21 protein-coding genes are annotated in these 22,468 nt (G+C 72.8%); 12 read left to right on the top strand and 9 right to left on the bottom strand.

What is annotated here, in order from left to right:
- The first annotated feature begins 23 nt into the window (after positions 1–23).
- Positions 24–380, top strand: a complete 357-nt coding sequence (locus R8Z57_RS11120; protein WP_318353831.1) for a hypothetical protein — start codon at positions 24–26, stop codon at positions 378–380.
- Positions 381–461: 81 nt separating this feature from the next.
- On the opposite strand, the gene R8Z57_RS11115 is transcribed toward R8Z57_RS11120, so the two are convergent.
- A complete protein-coding gene (locus R8Z57_RS11115) occupies positions 462–899 on the bottom strand; it encodes an Rv3235 family protein (RefSeq protein WP_318353830.1) in 438 nt (145 codons plus the stop codon).
- Positions 900–1,049: 150 nt separating this feature from the next.
- Here R8Z57_RS11115 and R8Z57_RS11110 point away from each other — a divergent pair, with 150 nt between their 5' ends.
- Positions 1,050–1,658, top strand: coding sequence for a hypothetical protein (locus R8Z57_RS11110; protein WP_318353829.1), 609 nt, complete (start codon positions 1,050–1,052; stop codon positions 1,656–1,658).
- Between the two features lie 57 nt (positions 1,659–1,715).
- Here the strand turns inward: R8Z57_RS11110 and R8Z57_RS11105 are convergent, their stop codons facing one another.
- Entirely contained in the window at positions 1,716–1,997 is a 282-nt protein-coding gene (locus tag R8Z57_RS11105) for a DNA-binding protein (RefSeq protein ID WP_318353828.1), read from the bottom strand.
- A gap of 98 nt (positions 1,998–2,095) precedes the next feature.
- Between R8Z57_RS11105 and R8Z57_RS11100 the strand changes: the two genes are divergently transcribed.
- Genes R8Z57_RS11100 through R8Z57_RS11090 form a run of 3 tightly spaced genes read left to right on the top strand, consistent with a single transcriptional unit; the run spans position 2,096 to position 5,520 of the window.
- Complete coding sequence (locus R8Z57_RS11100) at positions 2,096–2,728, top strand: SAF domain-containing protein (RefSeq protein ID WP_318353827.1); 633 nt, start codon at positions 2,096–2,098, stop codon at positions 2,726–2,728.
- Positions 2,725–4,011, top strand: coding sequence for an AAA family ATPase (locus R8Z57_RS11095; protein WP_318353826.1), 1,287 nt, complete (start codon positions 2,725–2,727; stop codon positions 4,009–4,011). Before R8Z57_RS11100 ends, R8Z57_RS11095 begins: the two co-directional genes overlap by 4 nt.
- 24 nt (positions 4,012–4,035) lie before the next feature.
- A complete protein-coding gene (locus R8Z57_RS11090; protein ID WP_318353825.1) occupies positions 4,036–5,520 on the top strand; it encodes a sensor histidine kinase in 1,485 nt (494 codons plus the stop codon).
- A gap of 172 nt (positions 5,521–5,692) precedes the next feature.
- Here the strand turns inward: R8Z57_RS11090 and R8Z57_RS11085 are convergent, their stop codons facing one another.
- Positions 5,693–5,941 carry a WhiB family transcriptional regulator gene (locus R8Z57_RS11085; RefSeq protein WP_018171995.1) on the bottom strand — a complete coding sequence of 83 codons (249 nt, stop codon included), beginning with the start codon at positions 5,939–5,941 and terminating at the stop codon, positions 5,693–5,695.
- A gap of 246 nt (positions 5,942–6,187) precedes the next feature.
- Here R8Z57_RS11085 and R8Z57_RS11080 point away from each other — a divergent pair, with 246 nt between their 5' ends.
- Positions 6,188–6,613 carry a histidine kinase gene (locus R8Z57_RS11080; protein ID WP_318353824.1) on the top strand — a complete coding sequence of 142 codons (426 nt, stop codon included), beginning with the start codon at positions 6,188–6,190 and terminating at the stop codon, positions 6,611–6,613.
- Positions 6,614–6,672: 59 nt separating this feature from the next.
- Here R8Z57_RS11080 and bcp read toward each other — a convergent pair whose 3' ends face one another.
- From bcp to aroA, 3 genes are all read right to left on the bottom strand, one after another.
- A complete protein-coding gene (gene bcp / locus R8Z57_RS11075; RefSeq protein ID WP_318353823.1) occupies positions 6,673–7,143 on the bottom strand; it encodes a thioredoxin-dependent thiol peroxidase in 471 nt (156 codons plus the stop codon).
- An 81-nt stretch (positions 7,144–7,224) separates the two neighbouring features.
- A complete protein-coding gene (gene rsgA / locus R8Z57_RS11070; protein ID WP_318353822.1) occupies positions 7,225–8,286 on the bottom strand; it encodes a ribosome small subunit-dependent GTPase A in 1,062 nt (353 codons plus the stop codon).
- An 85-nt stretch (positions 8,287–8,371) separates the two neighbouring features.
- Complete coding sequence (gene aroA / locus R8Z57_RS11065; RefSeq protein WP_318353821.1) at positions 8,372–9,745, bottom strand: 3-phosphoshikimate 1-carboxyvinyltransferase; 1,374 nt, start codon at positions 9,743–9,745, stop codon at positions 8,372–8,374.
- Positions 9,746–9,912: 167 nt separating this feature from the next.
- On the opposite strand from aroA, the gene R8Z57_RS11060 reads away from it, so the two are divergent.
- On the top strand, positions 9,913–10,530 hold the full coding sequence (locus R8Z57_RS11060; protein ID WP_318353820.1) for a sigma-70 family RNA polymerase sigma factor: 618 nt from the start codon (positions 9,913–9,915) through the stop codon (positions 10,528–10,530).
- A complete protein-coding gene (locus R8Z57_RS11055) occupies positions 10,527–10,769 on the top strand; it encodes a zf-HC2 domain-containing protein (RefSeq protein ID WP_318353819.1) in 243 nt (80 codons plus the stop codon). The genes R8Z57_RS11060 and R8Z57_RS11055 overlap by 4 nt, the downstream gene beginning before the upstream one ends.
- Positions 10,770–10,787: 18 nt before the next feature.
- Here the strand turns inward: R8Z57_RS11055 and R8Z57_RS11050 are convergent, their stop codons facing one another.
- Together R8Z57_RS11050 and R8Z57_RS11045 are read right to left on the bottom strand one after the other, a co-directional pair.
- A complete protein-coding gene (locus R8Z57_RS11050; protein ID WP_318353818.1) occupies positions 10,788–11,696 on the bottom strand; it encodes a diacylglycerol kinase in 909 nt (302 codons plus the stop codon).
- Complete coding sequence (locus R8Z57_RS11045) at positions 11,693–13,366, bottom strand: FAD-binding oxidoreductase (protein ID WP_318353817.1); 1,674 nt, start codon at positions 13,364–13,366, stop codon at positions 11,693–11,695. The genes R8Z57_RS11050 and R8Z57_RS11045 overlap by 4 nt, the downstream gene beginning before the upstream one ends.
- Before the next feature lie 34 nt (positions 13,367–13,400).
- On the opposite strand from R8Z57_RS11045, the gene R8Z57_RS11040 reads away from it, so the two are divergent.
- The 3 genes from R8Z57_RS11040 to R8Z57_RS11030 all read left to right on the top strand — a co-directional run bounded on the left by R8Z57_RS11040 (position 13,401) and on the right by R8Z57_RS11030 (position 17,060).
- Positions 13,401–13,988: a helix-turn-helix domain-containing protein gene (locus R8Z57_RS11040; protein ID WP_318353816.1), complete on the top strand. Its 588-nt coding sequence runs from the start codon at positions 13,401–13,403 to the stop codon at positions 13,986–13,988.
- Positions 13,985–15,544, top strand: coding sequence for a glycerol-3-phosphate dehydrogenase/oxidase (locus tag R8Z57_RS11035; RefSeq protein WP_318353815.1), 1,560 nt, complete (start codon positions 13,985–13,987; stop codon positions 15,542–15,544). Before R8Z57_RS11040 ends, R8Z57_RS11035 begins: the two co-directional genes overlap by 4 nt.
- 136 nt (positions 15,545–15,680) lie before the next feature.
- Positions 15,681–17,060, top strand: a complete 1,380-nt coding sequence (locus tag R8Z57_RS11030; protein ID WP_318354082.1) for an APC family permease — start codon at positions 15,681–15,683, stop codon at positions 17,058–17,060.
- Positions 17,061–17,100: 40 nt separating this feature from the next.
- On the opposite strand, the gene R8Z57_RS11025 is transcribed toward R8Z57_RS11030, so the two are convergent.
- Positions 17,101–20,829, bottom strand: coding sequence for a multifunctional oxoglutarate decarboxylase/oxoglutarate dehydrogenase thiamine pyrophosphate-binding subunit/dihydrolipoyllysine-residue succinyltransferase subunit (locus R8Z57_RS11025; protein WP_318353814.1), 3,729 nt, complete (start codon positions 20,827–20,829; stop codon positions 17,101–17,103).
- 178 nt (positions 20,830–21,007) lie between these two features.
- Between R8Z57_RS11025 and R8Z57_RS11020 the strand changes: the two genes are divergently transcribed.
- Positions 21,008–22,468: a GuaB1 family IMP dehydrogenase-related protein gene (locus tag R8Z57_RS11020; protein WP_318353813.1), complete on the top strand. Its 1,461-nt coding sequence runs from the start codon at positions 21,008–21,010 to the stop codon at positions 22,466–22,468.

Genomic DNA, 22,468 nt, shown 5'->3' with positions numbered 1-22,468 from the left:
CGAACGGCTCGTAGCGTCGCGGAATGGCCATCGAACTGAACCAGCCGGCGCTGCGTCACGCGCGCGCACTCATCCGGGACGGCAAGGTCGTGCGCGACGAGCGCGACGACTGGTCCGAGGCCGCCCCGACGGCGGACGAGGAGAACACCTTCATCGAGCGCGAGGGGTGGACGCAGTACTCCCACTGGCACCTGGGGATCGACCATCGCGAGAACCGCGAGACCAAGAAGGCGTACTCGTTCCCGGTGGGTGACTTCACCCGGATCCACCGGTCGGGCGTGATCTCGGCCGAGAGCCGCGCCGGCCAGTACGACCACGACGAGATCCGCGACGCCCTGCGGGCTCTCCTCGAACTGATCGACGAGCATGCCGAGGACTGAGCCGGTGTGACGGCGCGGTGCGACCGCCTCGGAGACGCGGGTCGTTCCGGCGGAGCGGCGCGCTGGTGCGGGGCGGCGCCCTCAGAGGAGTGCGAGGGACGTCGAGCGCCAGCGCCCGTCCATGCCCTCGAGCCGCACCGCGAGCGCACGGGTGCGTGCGGGGCCGCGCACGACCACGACCGCCTCGATGATGCCGTCGGCGGGCGAGGACTCGTGCACCGAGAGGATGGCGTGGACGGGTCGCCGCGCCGGAACGCCGCGCGCACTGCGGGCGCGGGCGGCGAGGTTGGCCCGCGTCACCAGCTTGCGGTAGGCGTCTTCGGTCAGCCATCGCGCGAGCTGGTCGACTTCGCGGACTCCCGCGAAGACCTCGAGCACACCGAGCGTGAGGTTTCGCAGGAAGGGCTCCGGCGACGGCAGCGCGGTGGACGGCGTACGCTGCGGCGCGAAGAAATCCGCGAGGTCCGCAGCGCGGGACGGGGAGGGTACGCGGGCGGTTCCCGCGGGCGTCGTTGCCATGGGTGCCTATCTCGACATGGGGGATTGTCGGCGACATCAGGGATGTCTTCCGCACAGTACAGCACACGGCGAACTCTCAGGAAAATCCTGCGGGCGCGCACTGTGGATAACTTGCCGGTCCGTGCGGGTGGTGTGCCCTACTCTCGCTGAGTGCGCTGGGACCGCTTCTTCGACGACCTCGAGGATCAGCTCGCCTCCGAATGGGAGGCCGAGCGCGCCGCGCTCGACACCGAGGCCGAGCGGCTGCGGCTCTCGCGCGTCCGCCTCGCCGAGCGTCTGTCGCTGCTCGCCGGCCGCGACGCGCAGCCCGGCGTCGTGGTCTCGATGGATCTGAGCGACGGCGCCACACTCCGCGCGACCGTCACGGGGGTGGGGGCGGACTGGGCGGCGCTGGCGCCCGCCGACGGCCCGGCGGGGGCGGTGATCGTCCCGTTCGCCTCGATCGTCGCGATCGGGATGCCGCACGCCGACCTGCTGCGCACGGCACGGCCGACAGCGCCCCGGTCGCCGCTCGCCGACCGCCTCACCTTCGGGTTCGTCCTGCGCGACCTGGTTCGCCGCCGCGCGGGCGTCGCGGTGCATCTCACGGCCGGCCGTGTGCTCACCGGGACCATCGACCGCGCGGGAGCGGATCACCTCGACCTCGCTCTGCACGATCCCGGGGCGCCGCGTCGGGCCGATGCCGTGGCCGGGCACCGCATCGTGCCGTTCGCCGCCGTCGCCTGGATCCGCGCGGACGAAGCGCCGGCGCTGCCGTAGCGGATTCTCATCCGCCGCGGACCGCCGCGTCGCCGACGCTGCCCGAGAGGGGCGTCGTCAGTCGGGGTTGCGGACGATGCCGCTGCCCCAGAGCTCCGGGAAGCTCGCGGTCTGGGACTGACGCCACAGTGCCATGCGCCGGGCCTCTTCGGCCTGATCGTCGAGATACTCCCCGACGCTCGCGGCATCCACTCGCCACCGGGCCGGGGCGCCGACCCGGACTCCACGGAGCCGCCCCTCGAGCACCAGCGCCATCACCTCGTCGACGCCGACGCCGAGCACCTCGCCCACCTGCGCGGGCGCAAGCAGACGCACCTCGGACGTCGGGTCATCGGGCATGACCCCATTATGGACCCGCCTCAGAGGGGTGGCTCCGGGGCCGGGACCCCTGTGGATAACGACCGACGCGATCGCGGCAGGTCGGCGACGATGGACGCATGACCGTGGCCAGCGACCCCCACCGCAGCCCGCGCCGTGCCTTCTGGGGCGACGCGCGGTTCTTCCTCGGCGTGCTGCTCGTCGCCGCGTCCGTGATCGGCGTCTGGCTCGTCGTGACGGCCGCCCGTCAGACGGTGCCGGTGTACGCGGCGGCGCACACGATCGTGCCCGGAGAGGCGATCGGCCCGGGCGACCTCGAAGTCGTCGACGTGGCGCTGGGGGAGCTCTCGGGCACCTACCTCGCCGCGGGTGGCCTCGGTGACGAGGCGGTGGCGACGCGGACCATCGAGGCCGGCGAGCTGGTGCCCGCGGCATCCGTCGGTCAGGCCGACGAGGCGCGCACGACGAGCGTGGTCGTCCGCAGCGCGGTCGACGTGCCCGCGTCGGTCGAGGCCGGCACGGTCGTCGAGGTGTGGACGGCGCCGCTCGGAGAGGACGGCGGCTACGACGAGCCGCGGGTGCTCGTGGCCGATGCGACCGTGGTGTCGGTCACGCGCGACGATTCCATGATCGGCGGGGGAGCGGCCGCGCTGGAGCTCGTGATCCCGCGCGCGGACGTCTCCGCGACCCTGGCGGCGATGGCCGACGAGTCCGCGCTCTCGATCGTGCCCACGGCGGGCGCCGGGTCATGAGGGTCGTCGTCGCCGTCGACGACGCCGCGGCACTGGTCGAAGGTCTGCAGCGCGAGGGCATCGACGTGATCGCCCACGTCGCCGCGTCGACGCCGGCGCTGGCAGCGGCCGACGGGATGCTCGGGGCGGACGCCGAGGCGCTGCTGCGCGCTCTGTCGGACGCCGACGCACTCGTCGTCGCGGTCTCGCGCGCCACGATGTCGCCCACCGTCGTCGCGCTCTGCGACCGGGCGGGCACGCGCGTCGTCCCCCTCGTCGACGACGAGGCCGGCCGCCGGCTGGTCGCGGCGTGCGGGCTCGAGGCGCCGCTCGAACGGCACGCCGAGCCCTGGCGCGTGGCCGAGGTGCTGAGCACCGGCCCCGCGCCCGCGCCGCACGCGGCGCCCCGTCCGCAGCCGCGTGTGATCGCCGTCTGGGGACCGGCCGGGGCACCCGGCCGGTCCACCGTCGCCGCCGAGCTCGCCGTCGAGCTCGCGCGCGGCGGCCGCCACGTCGCGCTCATCGACGCCGACACGCAGGCACCGTCGCTCGCGCTGACGCTGGGGCTCGCCGACGAGGGCCCGGGCTTCGCCGCCGCCTGCCGTCAGGCCGAGCTGGGCGGACTGGACGCTCGCGAGCTCACACGCATCGCCGTCCCGCTCGGCGCGACGGGGGTCGATGTCCTCACCGGCATCAACCGGCCCTCGCGGTGGCCGGAGCTGAGCGATCGCCGCGTCGCGGCGGCGCTGGGCGCCTGCCGAGAGTGGGTCGACTACACCGTGGTCGACGTCTCCTCGTCGCTCGAGCGCGACGAGGAGATCATGAGCGACCTCGACGGACCGCGCCGCAACGCCGCGACACTGGCGAGCCTGCGCGCGGCCGACCTCGTGGTCGCGGTCGTCGCCGCCGACCCGGTGGGGGTCGCCCGCTTCCTGCGCGGCCACGCCGAGCTGCGCGCGACGATCGGCGCCACGCCGGTCGTCGTCGTCGCCAACAGGCTGCGCCCGGGCACGCTGGGCATCGACGCCCGCGGTCAGGTGCGGCGCACCCTCGACCGCTTCGGCGGCGTCGAGCACGTGTGGTTCGTCCCGCAGGACCCGCGATCGGCGGATGCCGCGATCCTCGCCGCGCGTCCCATCGCCGAGGTGGCGCCGAAATCACCTGTCACCCTCGCCATCCGCCGGTTCGTCGGCGAGGCGATCGTCCCCGCACCGACCCCGCAGGTTCCCGCCGGTGCCCGGGAGCGCCGACCCCGGCGTGTGCGTGCCGACGCACACGGTCGTGTCGGCGCAGCGGCGCGCTGACGCGCGCGCTCTAGGCTTAGGTGCGTGTCGACCCTCAGCGATCTCGTGTACGCCCAGGGCCGCTCCAGCGAGGACGATGTGGAGTGGCTCCACCGTCTCGCCGGAGACGGCCAGCTCCTCGCCGATCTGGCGTTCGCCGACATCGTGCTGTGGGTCCCGACCTCCGATGACTCCTTCGTCGCGGTCGCCCATACGCGGCCGAGCGGGGCGGCCACGCTCTTCTACCGCGACATCGTCGGCGACCGGGTGCGCCCGCAGTGGCGCACGCAGGTGCGCGAGGCGTTCCAGACCGGACGCATCGTCGACTCGGCCTCGCCGGACTGGTTCGAAGAGACGCCGACTCGCGTCCGCGCCGTCCCGGTGGCGCGCAAGAACGGCGCGGAGGCCACCGTCATCGGCGTGGTCACGCGGCACACGAACCTCGGCGAGGCACGCACGCCGTCACGGCAGCAGATCACTTTCAACGACTGCGCCGACGACCTGTTCGGCATGATCGCCTCGGGCGACTTCCCCGACCTGGCCGCGCCCACCTCGCCGCGGCGCGGCGCCCCGCGCGCGTCGGACGGACTCATCCGGCTCGACGTCGACGGCGTGACGACGTTCGCGAGCCCGAACGCGCTGTCGGCGTTCAACCGACTGGGCTTCGACGACGAGCTCGAGGGCGAGTCCCTGGTCGAGGTGGTGACGCAGATCCTGCCGGCCAAGCGCCAGTTCGACGAGTCCCTGCCCGTCGTCGTCACCGGTCGCGCACCCTGGCGGGCCGATCTCGAGGCGCGCGGCGTGACCGTTTCACTGCGTACGATTCCGCTGCGCGACCACGGCACGCGCATCGGCGCGGTCGTGCTGTGCCGCGACGTCACCGAGATCCGTCACCAGGAGCAGGAGCTGATCACCAAGGACGCGACGATCCGCGAGATCCACCACCGCGTCAAGAACAACCTCCAGACGGTCGCCTCGCTGCTGCGCATCCAGGCGCGGCGCTCGCACACCGAAGAGGCCCGCGAGGCGCTCACGCAGGCCATGCGCCGCGTCTCGGCGATCGCCGTCGTCCACGACACCCTGTCGGAGGGGCTCGCGCAGAACGTGGACTTCGACGAGGTCTTCGCGCGCGTGCTCAAGCTCGTCGCCGAGGTCGCCGCGGCGCCCAACACGCGCGCCAAGACGCATTCGACAGGGCGCTTCGGCACCCTGCCGAGCGAATACGCCACGCCGCTCGCGCTCGCGCTCACCGAGCTCGTCACGAACGCGGTCGAGCACGGGCTGGCGGGTCAGGAGGGCGACGTCGAGATCATCGCCGAGCGCACCGACGACCGCCTCGAGGTGCGCGTGCGCGACACCGGGTCGGGCCTGCCCGAAGGACAGGTCGGCCGCGGCCTCGGCACGCAGATCGTGCGCACGCTCATCCAGGGCGAGCTCGGCGGCACGATCGACTGGCACACGATCATGGGCAGCGGCACGGAGGTCACGATCGACATCCCGCTGCGGTACATCGAGCGCAGCAAGGGCTGACGGGCGGGTCGCCTTCCGCGAGGGAGACGGATGCCGCGGGCCGCGGCATCCGTCCTCGTCCGCGTCTGCGCTCGCGAGTTGCGGTCGCATGCGGCAGCCGACCCCGCCGACGAAGGAACCGGGGGAAGGCGGCCGACGGGGGCGTCAGCGAGCAGGCGGTGCGCGGCGCGCGTCAGGACGCGCGGCGGGCGCGGGCGGCGCGGCGCTTGAGTGCGCGGCGCTCGTCCTCGGAGAGGCCGCCCCACACGCCCGAGTCCTGACCGGTCTCGAGGGCGTACTGCAGGCAGATCTCGGTGACGGTGCAGCGTGCGCACACCGACTTGGCCTTCTCGATCTGATCGACGGCAGGCCCGGTGTTCCCGACGGGGAAGAACAGCTCGGGGTCGACGGTCAGGCAGGCGGCCTTGTCGCGCCAGTCCATGGGGGTGCTCCTTGATGACGGATGGTGTGGGACGAAAGGGTCGGTTCGGGTCCGATACCCTGTGGGAAGTGCGAGATGACTCGCCCCACGTCGCTGTGGGAGCACACGGCTTCACCAATCGTCCCATAGCGGTTTACCTGAATCAAGGGTTCATCGGCGGGTTTGTGTAGGACTTGCTGAGTGTTCCCGGTGGGGCATGGAGGGTTCGCACAAACGACCGCCGGAGCGAGAAGGAGTCGACGTCGTATGCGGACAAACCTGTCCGGAAAGATCGCCGCGGTGCTGGTGGGGCTCGAGGGGCTGGCGTTGGCCGGCCTGACCGTGCGCGAGGCCGTCGCGATCGCCGGCGGCGACACCGACTCCGTCGCGAGTGCGCTCGCGCTGCTCGTGCTGACGCTCGTCGGGGCGGCGGCGGTCATCGCGTTCGCCGTCGCGATCTGGCGCGGTCAGTCGTGGGGGCGCTCGGGCGGCATCGTGACGCAGCTGCTGATCCTCGCCGTCGCGCTCGGAGCCGCCACCGGCGCCTTCGCGGATCCGGCTGTCGCGCTGGCGCTGGCCGCTCCGGCGATCCTGACGCTCGTGCTGCTCGTGCTCGCCGTCCGCGATGCCGGCCGCGCCGCGCACGAGGCGGACGGGCGCGGATCCGACGGCCAGGGCTCGGCATCCCGCTGATCCGCCCGCGCGGCAACGCTGCAGACGCCGGCCCCGGGGCGAGCGCCCGCCGGCGATGCTCAGACGCCGAGGAGCGTGCGCACCCGCGCAACGTGACCGGTGGCCCGCACGTTGTAGAGCGCGTGCGCGATGCGGCCCTCCTCGTCGATCACGAAGGTGGAGCGGACGACGCCCATGAACGTCTTGCCGTAGTTGACCTTCTCGCCCCACACGGCGTACTCCTCGTGGACGGCGTGGTCGGGGTCGCTGAGCAGGTCGTACGTCAGGCCGTCGCGCTCGCGGAACCGGCGCAGCTTCTCGGGCGCGTCGCGCGAGATGCCGAGGATCGTGTAGCCGGCGGCCTGCAGCGGAGCCAGGCTGTCGCGGAAGTCGCACGCCTCCTTGGTGCAGCCGGGCGTCATGGCCTCGGGATAGAAGAAGAGGATGACGCGCCCGCCGCGCAGGTCGCCCAGCGAGACCGTCCGCTCATCCTGGTCGACGAGGGTGAAGGCGGGGGCGAGGGAACCGGATTCGAGGCGCGTCGTGGTCACCGCTCCACTCTAGGCGGGCCGTCCGTCGTCGCCGGCGCGTGCACGGGCGGCGGATCCGTCGTGACGGATGCCGCCACCGCCCTATGCGCCCGGCTCCTGGGCCCGCTTGGCGAACGTCTCGAGCAGTCGCTGCAGCGAATCCAGTCGCGCCGGGCCGCCGGGGCCGAGGCGCCCCTCCTCGACGGCTTCGGCGATCGCGCAGTCCGGGGCGTCCGGCAGGTGCGTGCAGCCGCGGGGGCATTCCTCGGCGACCTCCGCGAGGTCCGTGAACGCCCGCAGGACATTGGCGGGATCAACGTGGCCGAGCCCGAACGAGCGGACTCCGGGGGTGTCGATCACCCAGCCGTTGCCGCCGTCGCTGCGGTAGCGGAGCGACACCGTCGAGCTCGAGGTGTGGCGCCCGCGGCCGGTCACCACGTTGACGTGGCCGGTCGCGCGGCGCGCGTCGGGGACGAGGGCGTTCACGAGCGTGGACTTGCCGACGCCGGAGTGACCCACGAAGACCGTCGAGTGCCCGACGAGCGCAGCGCCGATCCGCTCGAGCGGCATCTCCTCGCGGCCGCTCGTGAACACCTCGAGGTCGAGTCCTTCGAAGTGCGCGAGGAAGACGGCCGGGTCGGCGAGATCGGTCTTGGTGACGACGAGGAGGGGACGGATGCCGGCGTCCAGTGCCGCGACCAGGTACCGGTCGACGAGCCGGGGGCGGGGTTCGGGATCCGCGGCGGCGACCACGACCAGCATCTGGTCGGCGTTGGCGACGATCACCCGCTCGACCTGGTCGGTGTCGTCGGCGCTGCGCCGCAGCAGGGACGTGCGCTCCTCGATGCCGACGATGCGGCCGAGCGTGCCGTCGTCGCCGGAGGCGTCGCCCACCACGCGCGCCCGGTCGCCCGTCACGATCGGCGTCTTGCGCAGCTCGCGTGCCCGGGCGGCGAGCACCGTCCGCTCCTGCGGCTGGTCCTCGTCGACGAGGACGGTGTACCGGCCGCGGTCGACGCCCAGCACGCGGGCGATCTCGGCATCGGCGTGCGCCGGTCGGCGCTTGGTGCGCGGTCGATTGGCCTTGGGGTTGGGCCGCACCCGCACGTCGGTCTCGTCGAAGTCGGGCTCGTCGTCGTCGTCGAGGTCGTCGAGCCAGCTCATACGGTCGCCCTCGTCAGGTTCACGTCGTCGTCCGCGGAGTGCGTCACGTCCATCACCGACCGCTCGCGAGAGCCCACGCGCCGCCTCACGAGGCGCGCATCGTCTCCTCGGAGACGCCGCCCTCGGCGACGCCGCCCTCGAGCATGCGCTGCCAGATCTGCGGGAACTCCGGCATCGTCTTGGCCGTCGTGCCGATGTCGTCGACCTCGACCCCCGCAACGGCGAGCCCGATGAGCGCGCCCGTGGTGGCCATGCGGTGGTCGTGGTAGGCGTGCCACATGCCGCCCTGCAGCGGCCGCGGCGTGATGCGGATGCCGTCGGGCAGCTCTTCGGCGTCGCCGCCCAGGCCCCGCAGCTCGGCGACGAGCGCGGCGATGCGGTCGGTCTCGTGCCCGCGGATGTGGCCGATGCCGTGGAGCGTCGACGGCGAATCGGCGAACGCGGCCAGCGCGAAGATCGTCGGGGTCAGCTCGCCGGCGGCGGAGAGGTCGAGATCGACGCCCTGGATGCCGGCGCCCGCGGTCACGGTGAGCGCCCCGCCCCGTCGCACGACGCGGGCGCCCATGAGCGACAGGATGTCGGTGAGCATCGCGCCGGGCTGCGTGGAGTGCGCCGGCCATCCCGTGACCGACACCGATCCGCCGACGATCATGGCCGCGGCCAGGAACGGTGCGGCGTTGGACAGGTCGGGTTCGATCGAGACGTCCTTGCCGCGGATGGGGCCGGCCGGGACGATCCATTCGCCCACTCCGGGGCGCTCGACGTGGACGCCGCGGTGGGCGAGGGCCTCGACGGTCATGTCGATGTGCGGGATGCTCGGCAGCCGCGCGCCGGCGTGGACGAGGTGCAGACCGACGTCGAATCGCGGCGCCGACAGCAGCAGCCCCGAGACGAACTGGCTCGACGCGCTGGCGTCGATCGTGACCTCGCCGCCGCGCACGTGCCCGTGCCCGCGCACGATGAAGGGAAGGGCCCAGTGGCCGCCGTCGTCGATGTCGACGCCCACATCGCGCAGCGCGGTGATCATGGCGCCCATCGGGCGGTGCAGCGCGCTCTCGTGCGCTGTGAGGGTGACGTCTCCGCGGGCGAACCCGCCGAGGCCGGCGACGAAGCGCATGACGGTGCCCGCCTGACCGCAGTCCACCTCGGTGTCGCCGCGCAGCGGCCACACCGGCGTCACCTCGATGTCGTCGCCGTACGGCCCCGCGCCCTCGACGAACTCGATGCCGACGCCGAGCGCGCGCAGCGCCTCGATCATGCGCGCCGAGTCGTCGGAGTGCAGCGGCGACAGCAGGCGGCTCGGCGCATCGGCGAGTGCGGCGAGGATGAGCTCTCGATTGGTCAGCGACTTGGACCCCGGCACCGTCACCGTGGCGTGCAGCGGACCGGCCGCCACGGGAGCCTGCCACGAGGCGCGCCCGCTCGGCTTCGAAGTCTGGGAATAGCCGTCGCCTGTCATCGGGTTCTACCCTACTGAACCCGGAGGACAGCGGCCGGGAGAGACCCACGGAGCGGAGCCGGATGTTCGCGACCCTCGATCGCCTCGATGTCGGGGCACCCGCGCAGGAGATCCCTGCGGCACACGCCATCGGCGTGCCGGAGACGGCCGCCGTAGACTGGCGCGTGATGAGCGACTCGACCGACCAGGCTGATCCGACCGACCAGCCGCAGGATGCGCGCGCGCAGTTCGAAGAGCAGGCCCTGCCCTTCATGGACCAGCTGTACGCGGCGGCGATGCGCATGACGCGCAATCCCGCGGATGCGGCCGACCTCGTGCAGGAGACGTTCGTCAAGGCGTTCGCGTCGTGGAAGACCTTCACGCAGGGAACCAACCTCAAGGCGTGGCTGTACCGCATCCTCACGAACACCTACATCAACACCTATCGCAAGAAGCAGCGCGAGCCGTATCAGGGCACGATCGACGACCTCGAGGACTGGCAGCTCGGCGGCGCCGAGTCGACCACCGCGACGAGCACCCGCTCGGCCGAGGCGGAGGCGATCGACCACATGCCTGCCTCGGTGGTCAAGGACGCGCTGCAGTCCATCCCGGAGGACTTCCGGCTGGCGGTGTACCTCGCCGACGTCGAGGGCTTCGCCTACCAGGAGATCGCCGACATCATGAAGACCCCCATCGGCACGGTCATGAGCCGCCTGCACCGTGGCAGGCGAATGCTGCGTGAGCTGCTGGCCGACTACGCAAAAGAGCGCGGCATCGCCACTGCCGCCACAAGGAGCACGAAATGACCGACTGCGGCTGCGAGAAGGCGCGGCGCGACCTCGAGGAGTACCTCCGCAACGAGGTGTGCAAGACCGAGCACTCCGACATCGCCGAGCACCTCGAGCACTGCCCCGGATGCCGTGACGAGGCGCTCGTCGCGCGCACCCTGACCGAGGTCGTCGCCCGCGCGTGCAAGGAATCCGCCCCCGAAGAGCTGCGCGACCAGGTTCTGGCCCGGCTCCGCGAGGTCCAGGCCGCTCACTGACCTCCCGACCGCGCGGTATCAGCGCGGCGGGGGAGTGAAGACGGTGAGCGCCTCGCGCGCGACGTCGACGGTGATCGGGAGCACCCCGATCGGGTCGCCGTCGGCATAGGCCGTCACGCCGGGGGCGTTCAGCCGCACCGACCGCACGCGCCGCACCGACACCTCGGAGACGCTGGTGTGCGTGCCGGCGTAGACGCGCGGCAGGAGCCGCAGCAGCCGGAGGCGTCCCGCGGGTCGCACCAGGACGACGTCGAGCAGCCCGTCGGCCGGATCGGCGTCGGGGCAGATCGGGATGCCGCCGCCGTACGTGCGTCCGTTGCCCACCGTCGCCATCACGAGGTCGCCGGTGATCCGCTCCGTCGCGCCGTCGGGCAGCTCGAGCTCGACGGCGTAGGGGATCCCCGCCAGGGTGAGGAACTCGACCAGGATCGCGATGTTGTAGCGCGACCCGCCGCGAGGCCAGCGCATGGCGTTCGCGCGATCGTTGACCTTCGAGTCGAAGCCGCTGGCGAGCACCGAGCCGAAGTAACTGTGGGATCCGTCGGTGCGCGTCACCCGGGCGAGGTCGACCGCGCGCGTGCGGCCCCCGGCGATGGCGTCGGCGGCAGCCGTGACGTCCAGCTCGCGCAGCCCCAGGGTGGCGGCGAAGTCGTTGCCGGTCCCCGCGGGGATGATGCCGAGCGGGATGCCGGTGCCCGCGACCTCCTGGATCGCGAGGTTGACCGTGCCGTCGCCGCCGACGACCGCCACCGCGTCGGAGCCGAGGGCGATCGCCGCCCGCAGCAGCTCGGTCGACTCGGCGGCGCTGCCGCCGCTGATCACGGCGGTCTTCACACCGTGCGCGCGCAGGCGCTCGGCCGCGTGCGTTGCGGCCCCGGTGTCGGCGCCGGCACGCGCGGCCGGGTTGACGAGCAGTGCGACGTTCATGCGTCGGCCGCAGGCCCCGACGCCGAGGCCACCAGGGCGCCGGGGTTCATGATCCCGCGGGGGTCGAGCACCGACTTGACCGCACGCAGGACGTCCATCCCCAGCGCGCCGATCTCGGCCTCGAGGTAGGGCAGGTGGTCGCGCCCGACGGCGTGGTGGTGGGTGATCGTCCCGCCGGCGTCGCCGATCGCGCGGGAGGCGGCATCCTTCGCGCTCGCCCACTGGCCCTGCGGATCGGCGGTGAGCGCGGCGACGACCGTGAAGTACAGGGACGCCCCCGCCGGGTAGACGTGCGAGATGTGGCACAGCACGATCGGCTTGGTGCCCGCGGCCGTGAGCGCCTCGGTGAGCGCGGCGGTGACGGCGCGCTTGAGGCCGGGCAGGTTCGCCCAGGTCGTGGCGGTCTCCAGGGTCTCGGCGAGCACGCCGGCGTCCATCAGGGTGTCGCGGAGGGCGGGGGAGGCGAAGCGCCCGCGCTCCCAGGAACGGGCGGGATCCTCGCCGCGCGACGTGGCGCCGTGCGCCAGGAAGACCGCGTCGAGCGCGTCGCGCGTCGCCTCGGCCTCGACGGACGAGGCGCCCTCGAAGGTCGCGATGGCGAGGCATCCGCGCATCCGGGTGAGGTGTCCGCCCATCGCGGCGTTGACGCGCGTCTCGGTCTCGTCGCTCAGCCGCAGCACGGTGGGACGGATGCCGCGCTGCGTGGCCTCGCGGAACGCCGCCGTCGCGGTCGCGAAGTCCGGGAAGCTCCACGCGCGGTACGCCGTGGCGGCGGGGAGGGCACGCACGCGCACGGTGACCTCGGTGATGACGCCGAAGGCGCCCTCCGAGCCGAGGAGCAGCTGACGCAGGTCGGGGCCGGCGGCGCTCGCCGGGGAGCGGCCGAGCTGCAGATCACCCGCGGGGGTGGCGACCCGCAGCGCGTGCACGAGGTCGTCGAACCGGCCGTAGCCGCGCGAGGCCTGCCCGCTCGAGCGCGTGGCAGCGTAGCCGCCGAGTGAGGCGTACTCGAAGCTCTGCGGGAAGTGCCCGAGCGTCAGCCCGCGCGCCCCCAGGAGCTCCTCGGCCTGCGGTCCGGTCGTGCCGGCCCCGAAGGTCGCGAGCATCGACTCGGCGTCGAGGTGCAGCAGGGCGGCGGTCCGGGCGAGGTCGAGCGCGATGACGGCGCGGTGGCCGCCGCGCGCCGGGTCGACGCCGCCGACGACGGAGGTGCCGCCGCCGAACGGCACGACGGCGATGCTGCGCTCGTCGCACACGCGCAGCACCGCGGCCACCTCGGCGTGCGAGCTTGCGCTCACCACGGCATCCGGCGCGGACTGCGGCTCGTCCAGGCGGCGACGCAGCAGATCGGGTGTGCTCTTGCCGCCCAGGTGCAGGGCGCGCGCGTCGTCATCCCGTGACACCCCGTCGGCGCCCACCGTGCCGGCGAGGGCTGCGAGGTCGTCGGCGGCGAGGACCGACGGCATGAGCACGGGCCGCTCGCGGCGCGGCACCGGGTGCGTCTTGCCGGGCAGGAGCGTGGCGACGATCGCCTTGGCGGCAGCGGGCAGGCGCGCGGGGGTCGAGCCCCACGCGTCCCAGGCTCCGCGAGGCCGTGGCGCGGGCGTCGCGAGCGGCGGTGTCGCCGAGACCGGCTCGCTCGGATGATCGGTGTGCGCCCTCGCAGCCATGGCGACAGTATGACACATTCTGTATGGTTGTCACATGGTCGACGGAGTCACCGACACCGAGACAGCGATCCTCGATGCCGCGCTCGCCGAAGTGCTGGCGCACGGCATCCGCCGCACGACGGCGTCCGACATCGCCCGCCGCTGCGGCATCGCCCGGCAGACGCTCTACCGCTACTGGCCCGACGCGCAGGCGGTGTTCGCCGCGCTCGTCACGCGCGAGCTGGTCGCGGCGCTGCCCGCGCGGAAGGGCGAGAGCGCGAGCCTCGACGAGCTCGTGGAGCTTCTGGTCGAGACGGCCGAGCGCGTGCGCCGGCTGCCGCTGGTGGACCGGCTCCGCGACACCGACCCCGAGCTCTTCGCGCGCTACATCCTCGACCGTCTCGGCACGAGCCAGCGCGCCATCCACGCCGAGACGGCACGGCGCATCGGCCTCGGCATCCGCGCCGGCTTCGTCCGCGACGGCGACCCGCAGCAGCTGGCCGCCATGGTGCTCCTCATCGCCCAGTCGGCCGTGCAGTCCGCTCCCCTCGTGGGCGAGTGGCTGCCGGCCGGCGCCTGGCGCACCGAGCTCGGCCGCGCCCTCCGCGGCTATCTCGCCCCGGACGCGGAGGGCGGCGCATGAGCGCGCGGACGGTCGGGCGGACGCCGTTCCCGACCGCGCTGTCGGCCGCCCGCCGGGTGCGCGAGCTCGAGGCGCTCGCCGACGGCGGCGAGCTCGATCTGCTGGTGATCGGCGGGGGCATCACCGGGGTGGGGATCGCGCTGGATGCCGCGAGCCGCGGCCTGCGCACCGTGCTGGTGGAGCGGCACGACCTCGCGCACGGCACGAGCCGGTTCAGCTCCAAGCTCGTCCACGGCGGGCTGCGCTACCTCGCCTCGGGACAGGTGGGCATCGCCCGGGAGAGCGCCGTCGAACGGCACATCCTCCTCACCCGCACGGCGCCGCACCTCACGCGCGCCCTCGCGCAGGTGGTGCCGCTGCACGAGCCCGGGCACGTCGCGCGCGGCGCCTACGTCGGCCTCGGGTACGAGCTCGGGAACGGCCTGCGCCGCACGGTCGGCACGCCCGGCGCGCTGCTCCCGGGCCCCGGCGCGATCGGCCGCGAGGCGACCCTGCGGCTGGCTCCCGCGGTGCGCGCCGATGGCCTCCGCGGCGGGGTGCGCGGCTGGGACGGCCAGCTCATCGACGACGCGCGCCTCGTCGTCGCCGTGGCCCGCACGGCCGCCGGGTACGGGGCATCCGTCCTCACCCGCGTCGAGGCCACCGCCGTGAGCGGCGGCGAGGCGACTCTCCGTGACCTCGTCACCGGCTCCGTGCTGCGCGTGCGCGCCCGCGCGGTCGTGAGCGCCACCGGCGTCTGGGCGGGCGAGCTCGACCCCGACGTGCGGCTGCGACCGAGCCGCGGCACGCACCTGGTCGTCGCGACGGCGCGGCTCGGCGGCTCGGACGTCTCGCTCACCGTGCCGATCCCCGGATCGTCGAGCCGCTTCGTCTTCACCCTGCCGTCGTTGCACGGCCGCACTTACATCGGGCTCACCGACGTGCCCGCCGAGGGCCCGGTGCCCGACGTGGCGCAGGCGACCGGGTCCGAGATCGACCAGCTGCTGGGCACGGTCAACACCGTGCTCGCGCACCCGCTCGGTCGCGACGACGTGCTTACCACGTTCGCGGGGCTCCGGCCGCTGCTCGCCGGTGCCGACGACGACGAGACCAGCGATCTCTCGCGCCGTCACGCGATCCTCGAATCGCGCGACGGCGTGCTGAGCGTCGTCGGCGGCAAGCTCACCACCTACCGCCGCATGGCCGAGGACGCCGTCGACGAGGTCATCCGGCGCGACCCCGGCTTCCCGTCGCGGCCGTCGCCGACGCGCACCATCCCGCTCGTCGGAGCGTGGCCGCGCCACCGTCTCGGCGAGATCACGGCCGCCCCGCGCCTCGTCCGCCGCTACGGTGCCGAGGCGCCGTATGCCGCGGCGCTGCCCGACGGCGCCGGCGCCGCCCGCGGGGTCACGGCGCAAGAGCTCGAGTGGGGGGTGCGCGTCGAGGGCGCCCTCGGCGTGGCCGACCTCCTCGACCGGCGCACGCGCCTCGGCCTCGTCGACTCCGATCGGGAGGAGTCGACGGATGCCGCGGCCGCCGCCTTCGCCCGCGCGGGCGTGGTGCCGATCGACGGGTGAGGCCCGACCCGCGCAGGCGCCGCGCGGTGGCATCCGGACGGTTCTGCCGACATCCGCCCACTTGGCAGGATTCCGCGCGTGCGCGTCTGCGGAGAGCGCAGACGGCACCGGATGCCGAGGCCACACTGGAGCGGTGATGCGCAGCGATCGGCGGGCCGGCCTCGGCATCCCCCAGGGCACGGCGCTGTACATCGCGTCCGTGCTCGGGACGGGGCTGCTGCTGCTCCCGGGGCTGGCCGCCGAGGTGGCCGGTCCGGCCTCGATCGTGGCGGTGCTCGCCGTCATCGCGCTGTCGGTTCCGCTCGCGGGCACGTTCGCGGCCCTCGCGGCGCGCTACCCCGATCCCGGAGGCGTGGCCAGCTATGTGCGCCGGGCACTGGGACGCACGGCGGCGCGGGCCACCGGCTACTGGTTCTTCTTCGGGGTGGCCGCCGGCGTGCCGGTGCTCGCCGCGCTCGGCGCCGAGTACCTCACCGCCGTGCTGCACCTGGATCGGATGGCCGTTCCGATCCTGATGTTCGGCCTCCTGCTCCCGCCGTTCGTGGTCAACATGCTGGGCGTGCGCACCGCGGGCGCCGTGCAGTTCGTGCTCACCGGCCTTCTCGTCGGCATCGTCGTCTTCGTGGTGGCCGCCGCCTTCCCCGCAGTCGAGGCATCCCGCTTCACGCCTTTCCTGCCGCACGGCTGGACGGGCGTCGGCACCGCCATCAGCCTCTTCGTCTGGGCGTTCGCCGGCTGGGAGGTCGGCACGCACATCTCGGGGGAGTTCCGCGACGCCCGCCGCAGCATCCCCATCGCGACGGCCATCGCGCTCGTGGTGACGGGACTCGCGTACCTGCTGCTGCAGATCGTGACGGTGGGCGTGCTCGGCGATGCGGCCGGGGACGGGGCCGTTCCCCTGCTCTCGCTGGCGGACGCCGTGGCGCCGGGATTCGGGCCCACCGCGGTGGGCGCGGTCGCCGCGATCGTGGTGCTGGGGGTCATGAACGCGTACGTGGCCGCGTTCGGCAAGCTGGGCGCCTCCCTCGCGGCGGCCGGCGATCTGCCGCGCGTGCTCGCACCCGGCGCCGAGACCGGAGGCGTTCCGCGGCGCGCGCTGCTGCTGACATTCGCCATCGCGGTGACGTACTGCTCCATCGCCCTCGTGACCGGTGGCGACCTGCGGACGTTCATCCTCATCCACACCAGCAACATGGTGTCGATCTATACGGCCGGGATGATCGCGGCCACTCTGATCCTGCCGCGGCTGACAACGGGCTGGTTCATGGCGGTGGTCGCCGCCGTGCTGTCGGCCGGGCTGCTGGTGCTCGCCGGGGGCAGCCTGATCCCGGCCGCGCTGCTCGCCCTCGCCGCCGTCATCGTCACCCTGTGGCAGCGGGTCCGCCGTTCGCCATCCGCGCGGGGCTCCCGCGCCGGCGCCCCGGCGAGCACCGCTGCCGACTCCGAGCGGTCCGCCGAGGTGAAGACGGCGGCACGCTCGGCGGCACGCGATTCGGCCCTGGACGTTCCCCGCTGAGCGGGGAGCGGTCCAGGGCCGAGTCGGCGGAACGCGGTGGTCAGCCCAGCGTCAGCGCCTGCTTCATGATCGACGCCTGCTCCGCGGCGTGCACCTTGGGCGACCCGGTCGCGGTGGATGCCGCGGCCGCGCGCGAGACACGGCTGATGGTGCGTCCGCGCAGGTGCTTGACGACCTCGAGCGCGATGAACGGCCATGCGCCCTGGTTCTCGGGCTCGTCCTGCACCCACACCAGCTCGGCGTTCGGGTAGGAGTCGATGACGGCGTTCAGCTCGTCGATCGGTGCCGGGTAGTACTGCTCCAGGCGCACCAGCGCGATCTCGGGGTTCGGGTTCTTGTCGAGCTCCGCGCGCAGATCCCAGTGGATCTTGCCCGCGTGCAGCAGCACGCGCTTGACGGCCGACTTGTCGACCGACCGGTCGTCGTCGAGCACGGGCTGGAACTTGCCGCTCAGGAAGTCCTCGACCTTGCTGGTCGCGCCGCGCAGACGCAGCATCGCCTTGGGGGTGAAGACGATCAGCGGCCGACGCGGGCGTGCGTAGGCCTGCCGGCGCAGCAGGTGGAAGTACGACGCGGGCGTGGACGGCCGCGCCACCGTCATGTTGTCCTGGGCGCACATCTGGAGGTAGCGCTCGATGCGGGCCGACGAGTGGTCGGGGCCCTGGCCCTCGTAGCCGTGGGGGAGCAGCAGCACGACGCTCGACTGCTGGCCCCACTTCTGGTCGGCCGACGAGATGAACTCGTCGACGACGGACTGTGCGCCGTTGCCGAAGTCGCCGAACTGCGCCTCCCACAGCACGAGCGAGTCGGCGCGCTCGACGGAGTAGCCGTACTCGAACGCCATCGCCGCGTACTCGCTGAGCAGCGAGTCGTAGACGTAGAAGCGGCCCTGGTCCTCGCTGAGGTTCGTCAGCGGGATCCACTCCTGGCCGTTCGCGCGGTCGTGGAGCACCGCGTGGCGCTGCACGAAGGTGCCGCGGCGCGAGTCCTGGCCCGCCAGGCGCACGTTCGTCTTCTCGAGGAGGAGCGAACCGAACGCCAGCAGCTCGCCGAAGCCCCAGTCGATCGAGCCGTTGCGGCTCATGTCGAGACGCTTGTCGAGCAGCTGCTGCAGCTTGTTGTGGACCGTGAAGCCCCCGGGCTTGTTGACGAACGTGTCGCCGATGAGGTTGACCATCTCGCGCGAGACGCCGGTGGTCTCGGGCTCGCCGGCGGCGGGCTCGGCAGCGGCGTCGGGCACCACGATGGGCGATGAGCCGGTCTCGGCGGCGTGGGTCTCGGCGAAGGCGATCTCGAGGCGGTTCTGGAAGTCCTGCTTGGCCTTCTCGTACTCCTCCTCGGTGATGTCGCCGCGGCCGACGAGGGCCTCGGTGTACAGCCGGCGGACCGAGCGCTTCGCCTCGATGAGGTTCGTCATGAGCGGCTGCGTCATCGACGGGTCGTCGCCCTCGTTGTGACCGCGCCGGCGGTAGCAGACGAGGTCCACCACGACGTCGCGATGGAAGCGCTCGCGGTACGCGAACGCCAGCTGGGCGACCCGGGTGACGGCCTCGGGGTCGTCGCCGTTCACGTGGAAGATCGGCGCCTGGATCGTCTTGGCGACGTCGGTGGCGTACACCGACGTGCGAGCGTCGGTCGGGGTCGTGGTGAAGCCGACCTGGTTGTTGACCACGACGTGCACGGTGCCGCCGGTGCGGTAGCCGCGCAGCTGCGACATCTGCAGCGTCTCGACGACCACGCCCTGACCGGCGAACGCCGCGTCGCCGTGCACCAGGATCGGCAGCCACGTGAAGGTCCCGATGGGCTTGCGGTCCTGCTTGGCGCGGACGATGCCCTCGAGCACGCCGTCGACCGTCTCGAGGTGCGACGGGTTGGCGGCGAGGTAGACCGGCAGCTCGGCCTGGTTGTCGGCGACGAACGTGCCCTCGGTGCCGAGGTGGTACTTCACGTCGCCCGAGCCGCTCTTGGAGCCGATGGCGACGGAGCCCTCGAACTCGCGGAACACCTGGCCGTACGTCTTGCCGGCGATGTTGGTGAGCACGTTGAGGCGGCCGCGGTGCGCCATGCCGATCGCGGCGCCGTCGAGACCCGCCTCGGCGGCACCCTGCAGGATCTCGTCGAGGAGCGGGATGAGCGACTCGCCCCCCTCGAGGCTGAAGCGCTTCTGACCGACGTACTTGGTCTGCAGGAACGTCTCGAAGGCCTCGGCCTGGTTGAGCTTGTCGAGGATCCGCAGCTGCTCGTCGTGGCCGGGCTTCTGGTACTTGACCTCGACGTTCTCCTGGAACCACGCGCGCTGAACCGGGTCCTGGATGTGCATGTACTCGATGCCGATGGTGCGGCAGTACGAGTCGCGGAGCACGCCGAGGATGTCGCGGAGCTTCATCTGGCGCTTGCCGCCGAACCCGCCGGTGACGAACTCGCGGTCGAGGTCCCAGAAGGTGAGCCCGTGGCTCTCGATCTCGAGGTCGGGGTGCGTGCGCTGCACGTACTCGAGCGGGTCGATGTCGGCCATGAGGTGGCCGCGCACGCGGAAGGAGTTGATGAGCTCCTGCACCCGCGCCTGCTTGTCGACGCGCTCGGCGAGGTCGACGTTGATGTCGGCGCCCCAGTGGATGGGAGCGTAGGGGATGCGCAGCGCGGCGAAGATGTCCTCATAGAAGCTGCGCTGCCCGATGAGCAGCTCGTGCACCTTCTTGAGGAACTCGCCGGAGCCGGCGCCCTGGATGACGCGGTGGTCGTAGGTGCTGGTGAGCGTGATCGTCTTGCCGATCGCGAGCTCGTTGAGGGTCTTGTCGCTCGCGCCCTGGAACTCGGCGGGGTACTCGAGGGCGCCGGCGCCGACGATGCAGCCCTGGCCCTTCATGAGCCGCGGCACCGAGTGGACGGTGCCGATGCCGCCGGGGTTGGTGAGCGAGATCGTGGTGCCCTGGAAGTCGGCCGCGGTCAGCTTGTTGCCGCGCGCGCGGGTGACGAGGTCTTCGTAGGTGGTGAGGTACTCGTTGAACGTGAGCTGCTCGGCGCGCTTGATGCTCGGCACCAGGAGGGCGCGCGTGCCGTCGGGCTTGGGCAGGTCGATCGCGATGCCGAGGTTGATGTGCGCGGGCGCCACGAGCGACGGCTTGCCGTCGATCTCGGCGTAGAACACGTTCTGGCTCGGGAACTCCTTGAGCGCCTGGATGATCGCCCACCCGATGAGGTGGGTGAAGCTCACCTTGCCGCCGCGCGTGCGCGACATGTGGTTGTTGATGACGATGCGGTTGTCGATCATCAGCTTCGCCGGCACCGTGCGCACGCTCGTGGCCGTCGGAACCGTCAGCGACTCGTCCATGTTGGCGGCGAGGGTCTTCGGCATGCCGCGCAGCGTCGTGACGACGTCGTCGTCGGACTCGCCGTCGGCCGCCGACGGCTGCGCCTTGGGCGCCTGCGCCGGGATGGGCTGCGGAGCCGCGGGCCGTGCGGTGGTGCGCGCGACCGGCTGCGCGCCGATGACGGGGATCGGCGCGGTCACCGGTCGGGGCTCGGATGCCGCGGCCGGCGCTGCGGGCGGCTTCGAAGCCGCCGCCGCCGGTGCCGCGGGCGCCGCAGCGGCGTCGGCCTTCGGTGTCGCCCCGTCGGCAGGGTGGTAGGCCTCGAGAACGGGCCACCATGCCTTGTCGACGGAGTTCCGGTCGATCTTGAACTGTTCGTACAGCTCCTCGACGAGCCACTCGTTGGCTCCGAACTCTCCCTCGTTCGAAACCCCGACGCCCGTCACCTGGCTCGACACGCTGAATCGCCTGCTTTCATCGGTGAAGTTCTGGGTAGCGCGGGGGGCGCGGATCGCCCTCACACACGACGGTTAAGCCTAGCCCAGTCTCGGCGGGCGGTTCCGGCCCTTGACTTCTCGCAGACTGAAAGAACGCGCAGGATTATCCGCACAGGAACTGTCACTACCCTTGGCGGTCATGGAGTTCTACGGCGAAGCACCCGACGTCGACCTGACCTACTCGGACGTGTTCCTCGTCCCCCGGCGATCGGCGATCACCAGCCGCCTCGACGTCGACCTCGCCCCCGGCGACGGCACGACGGCGACGCTGCCGCTCGTCTCGGCCAACATGAACTCGGTGACGGGCGCGCGCCTGGCGGCGACCCTCGCGCGCCGCGGCGGGCTGGGAGTCCTCCCGCAGGACATGCCGCTGCAGGAGCTGGATGCCGCGATCCGCTGGGTCAAGGCGCAGCCGGTGGCGTGGGACACCCCGCTGGTGCTGCCGCCGGACGCCACCGTCGCCGACGCCGCGCGGCTGCTCCCGCCCACCGACGGCCACGGCATCGTGGTGGCCACCGCCGGCACGTCCGGCCGGATCGACGCGGACGACATCCTCGGCGTCGTCCCCGCCGCGCGCCTGGGTACCGCCCTGGCCGACGCGCGCCTGGGCGACCTGGCGCGCGGGCGCGCGGCATCCGTCGACGCCGACGACATCGAGAGCGCGCGCCACGCGTTCGACGTGATCGTCGCCGCCGAGGCCGAGACGGTGTGCGTGCTGCACCACGGCCACCTCGTGGGCACCCTCTCGCGGCGGAGCGCGCTGCGCTCGACGCTGTACCGCCCTGCCGTCGATGCGTCCGGGCGCCTCATCGTCGCAGCGGCCGTCGGCATCAACGGCGACGTCGCCGCCAAGGCGCAGGCGCTGGCGGCCGCCGGCGTCGACGTGCTCGTGGTCGACACGGCGCACGGGCACCAGGAGGGCATGCTGCGGGCCCTCCGCGCCGTCGCCGATCTCGACCTCGGCATCCCGATCGCCGCGGGCAACATCGTCACCGCCGACGGCGTCCACGACCTCGTCACCGCCGGCGCGACGATCCTCAAGGTCGGCGTCGGGCCCGGCGCCATGTGCACGACGCGCATGATGACCGCGGTCGGCCGCCCTCAGTTCTCCGCCGTGCTCGAGACCGCCGAGGCGGCGCGTGTCATGGGCGCACACGTGTGGGCCGACGGGGGAGTCCGTTATCCGCGCGACGTCGCGCTGGCGCTGGCGGCGGGTGCGGCATCCGTCATGATCGGCTCGTGGTTCGCCGGCACCATCGAGGCGCCCGGCGAGCTGCAGCTGGACGACGCCGGGCGCGCCTACAAGGAGTCGTGGGGCATGGCCTCGACCAAGGCCGTGCACGAGCGGTTCGGCCGCCTCGACCCCTACGAGCTGGCGCGCAAGGAGCTGTTCGCCGAGGGCATCTCGTCGTCGAGGATCTACCTCGACCCGCTGCGCCCGGGGCTCGAGGACCTGCTCGACATGATCACGTCCGGAGTGCGCTCGTCGTTCACCTACGCCGGCGCCTCGACGGTGGCCGAGTTCCACGACCGCGCCCGCGTCGGCCTGCAGTCGGCGGCGGGTTACGAAGAGGGCAAGGCGCTGCCCGTCAGCTGGTGA

Source organism: Microbacterium sp. M3, from assembly GCF_033548675.1.
Lineage (GTDB): Bacteria > Actinomycetota > Actinomycetes > Actinomycetales > Microbacteriaceae > Microbacterium > Microbacterium arthrosphaerae.
The sequence above is the reverse complement of the archived record's forward strand: the minus strand, read 5'-3'. Positions and strand labels throughout refer to the sequence as shown.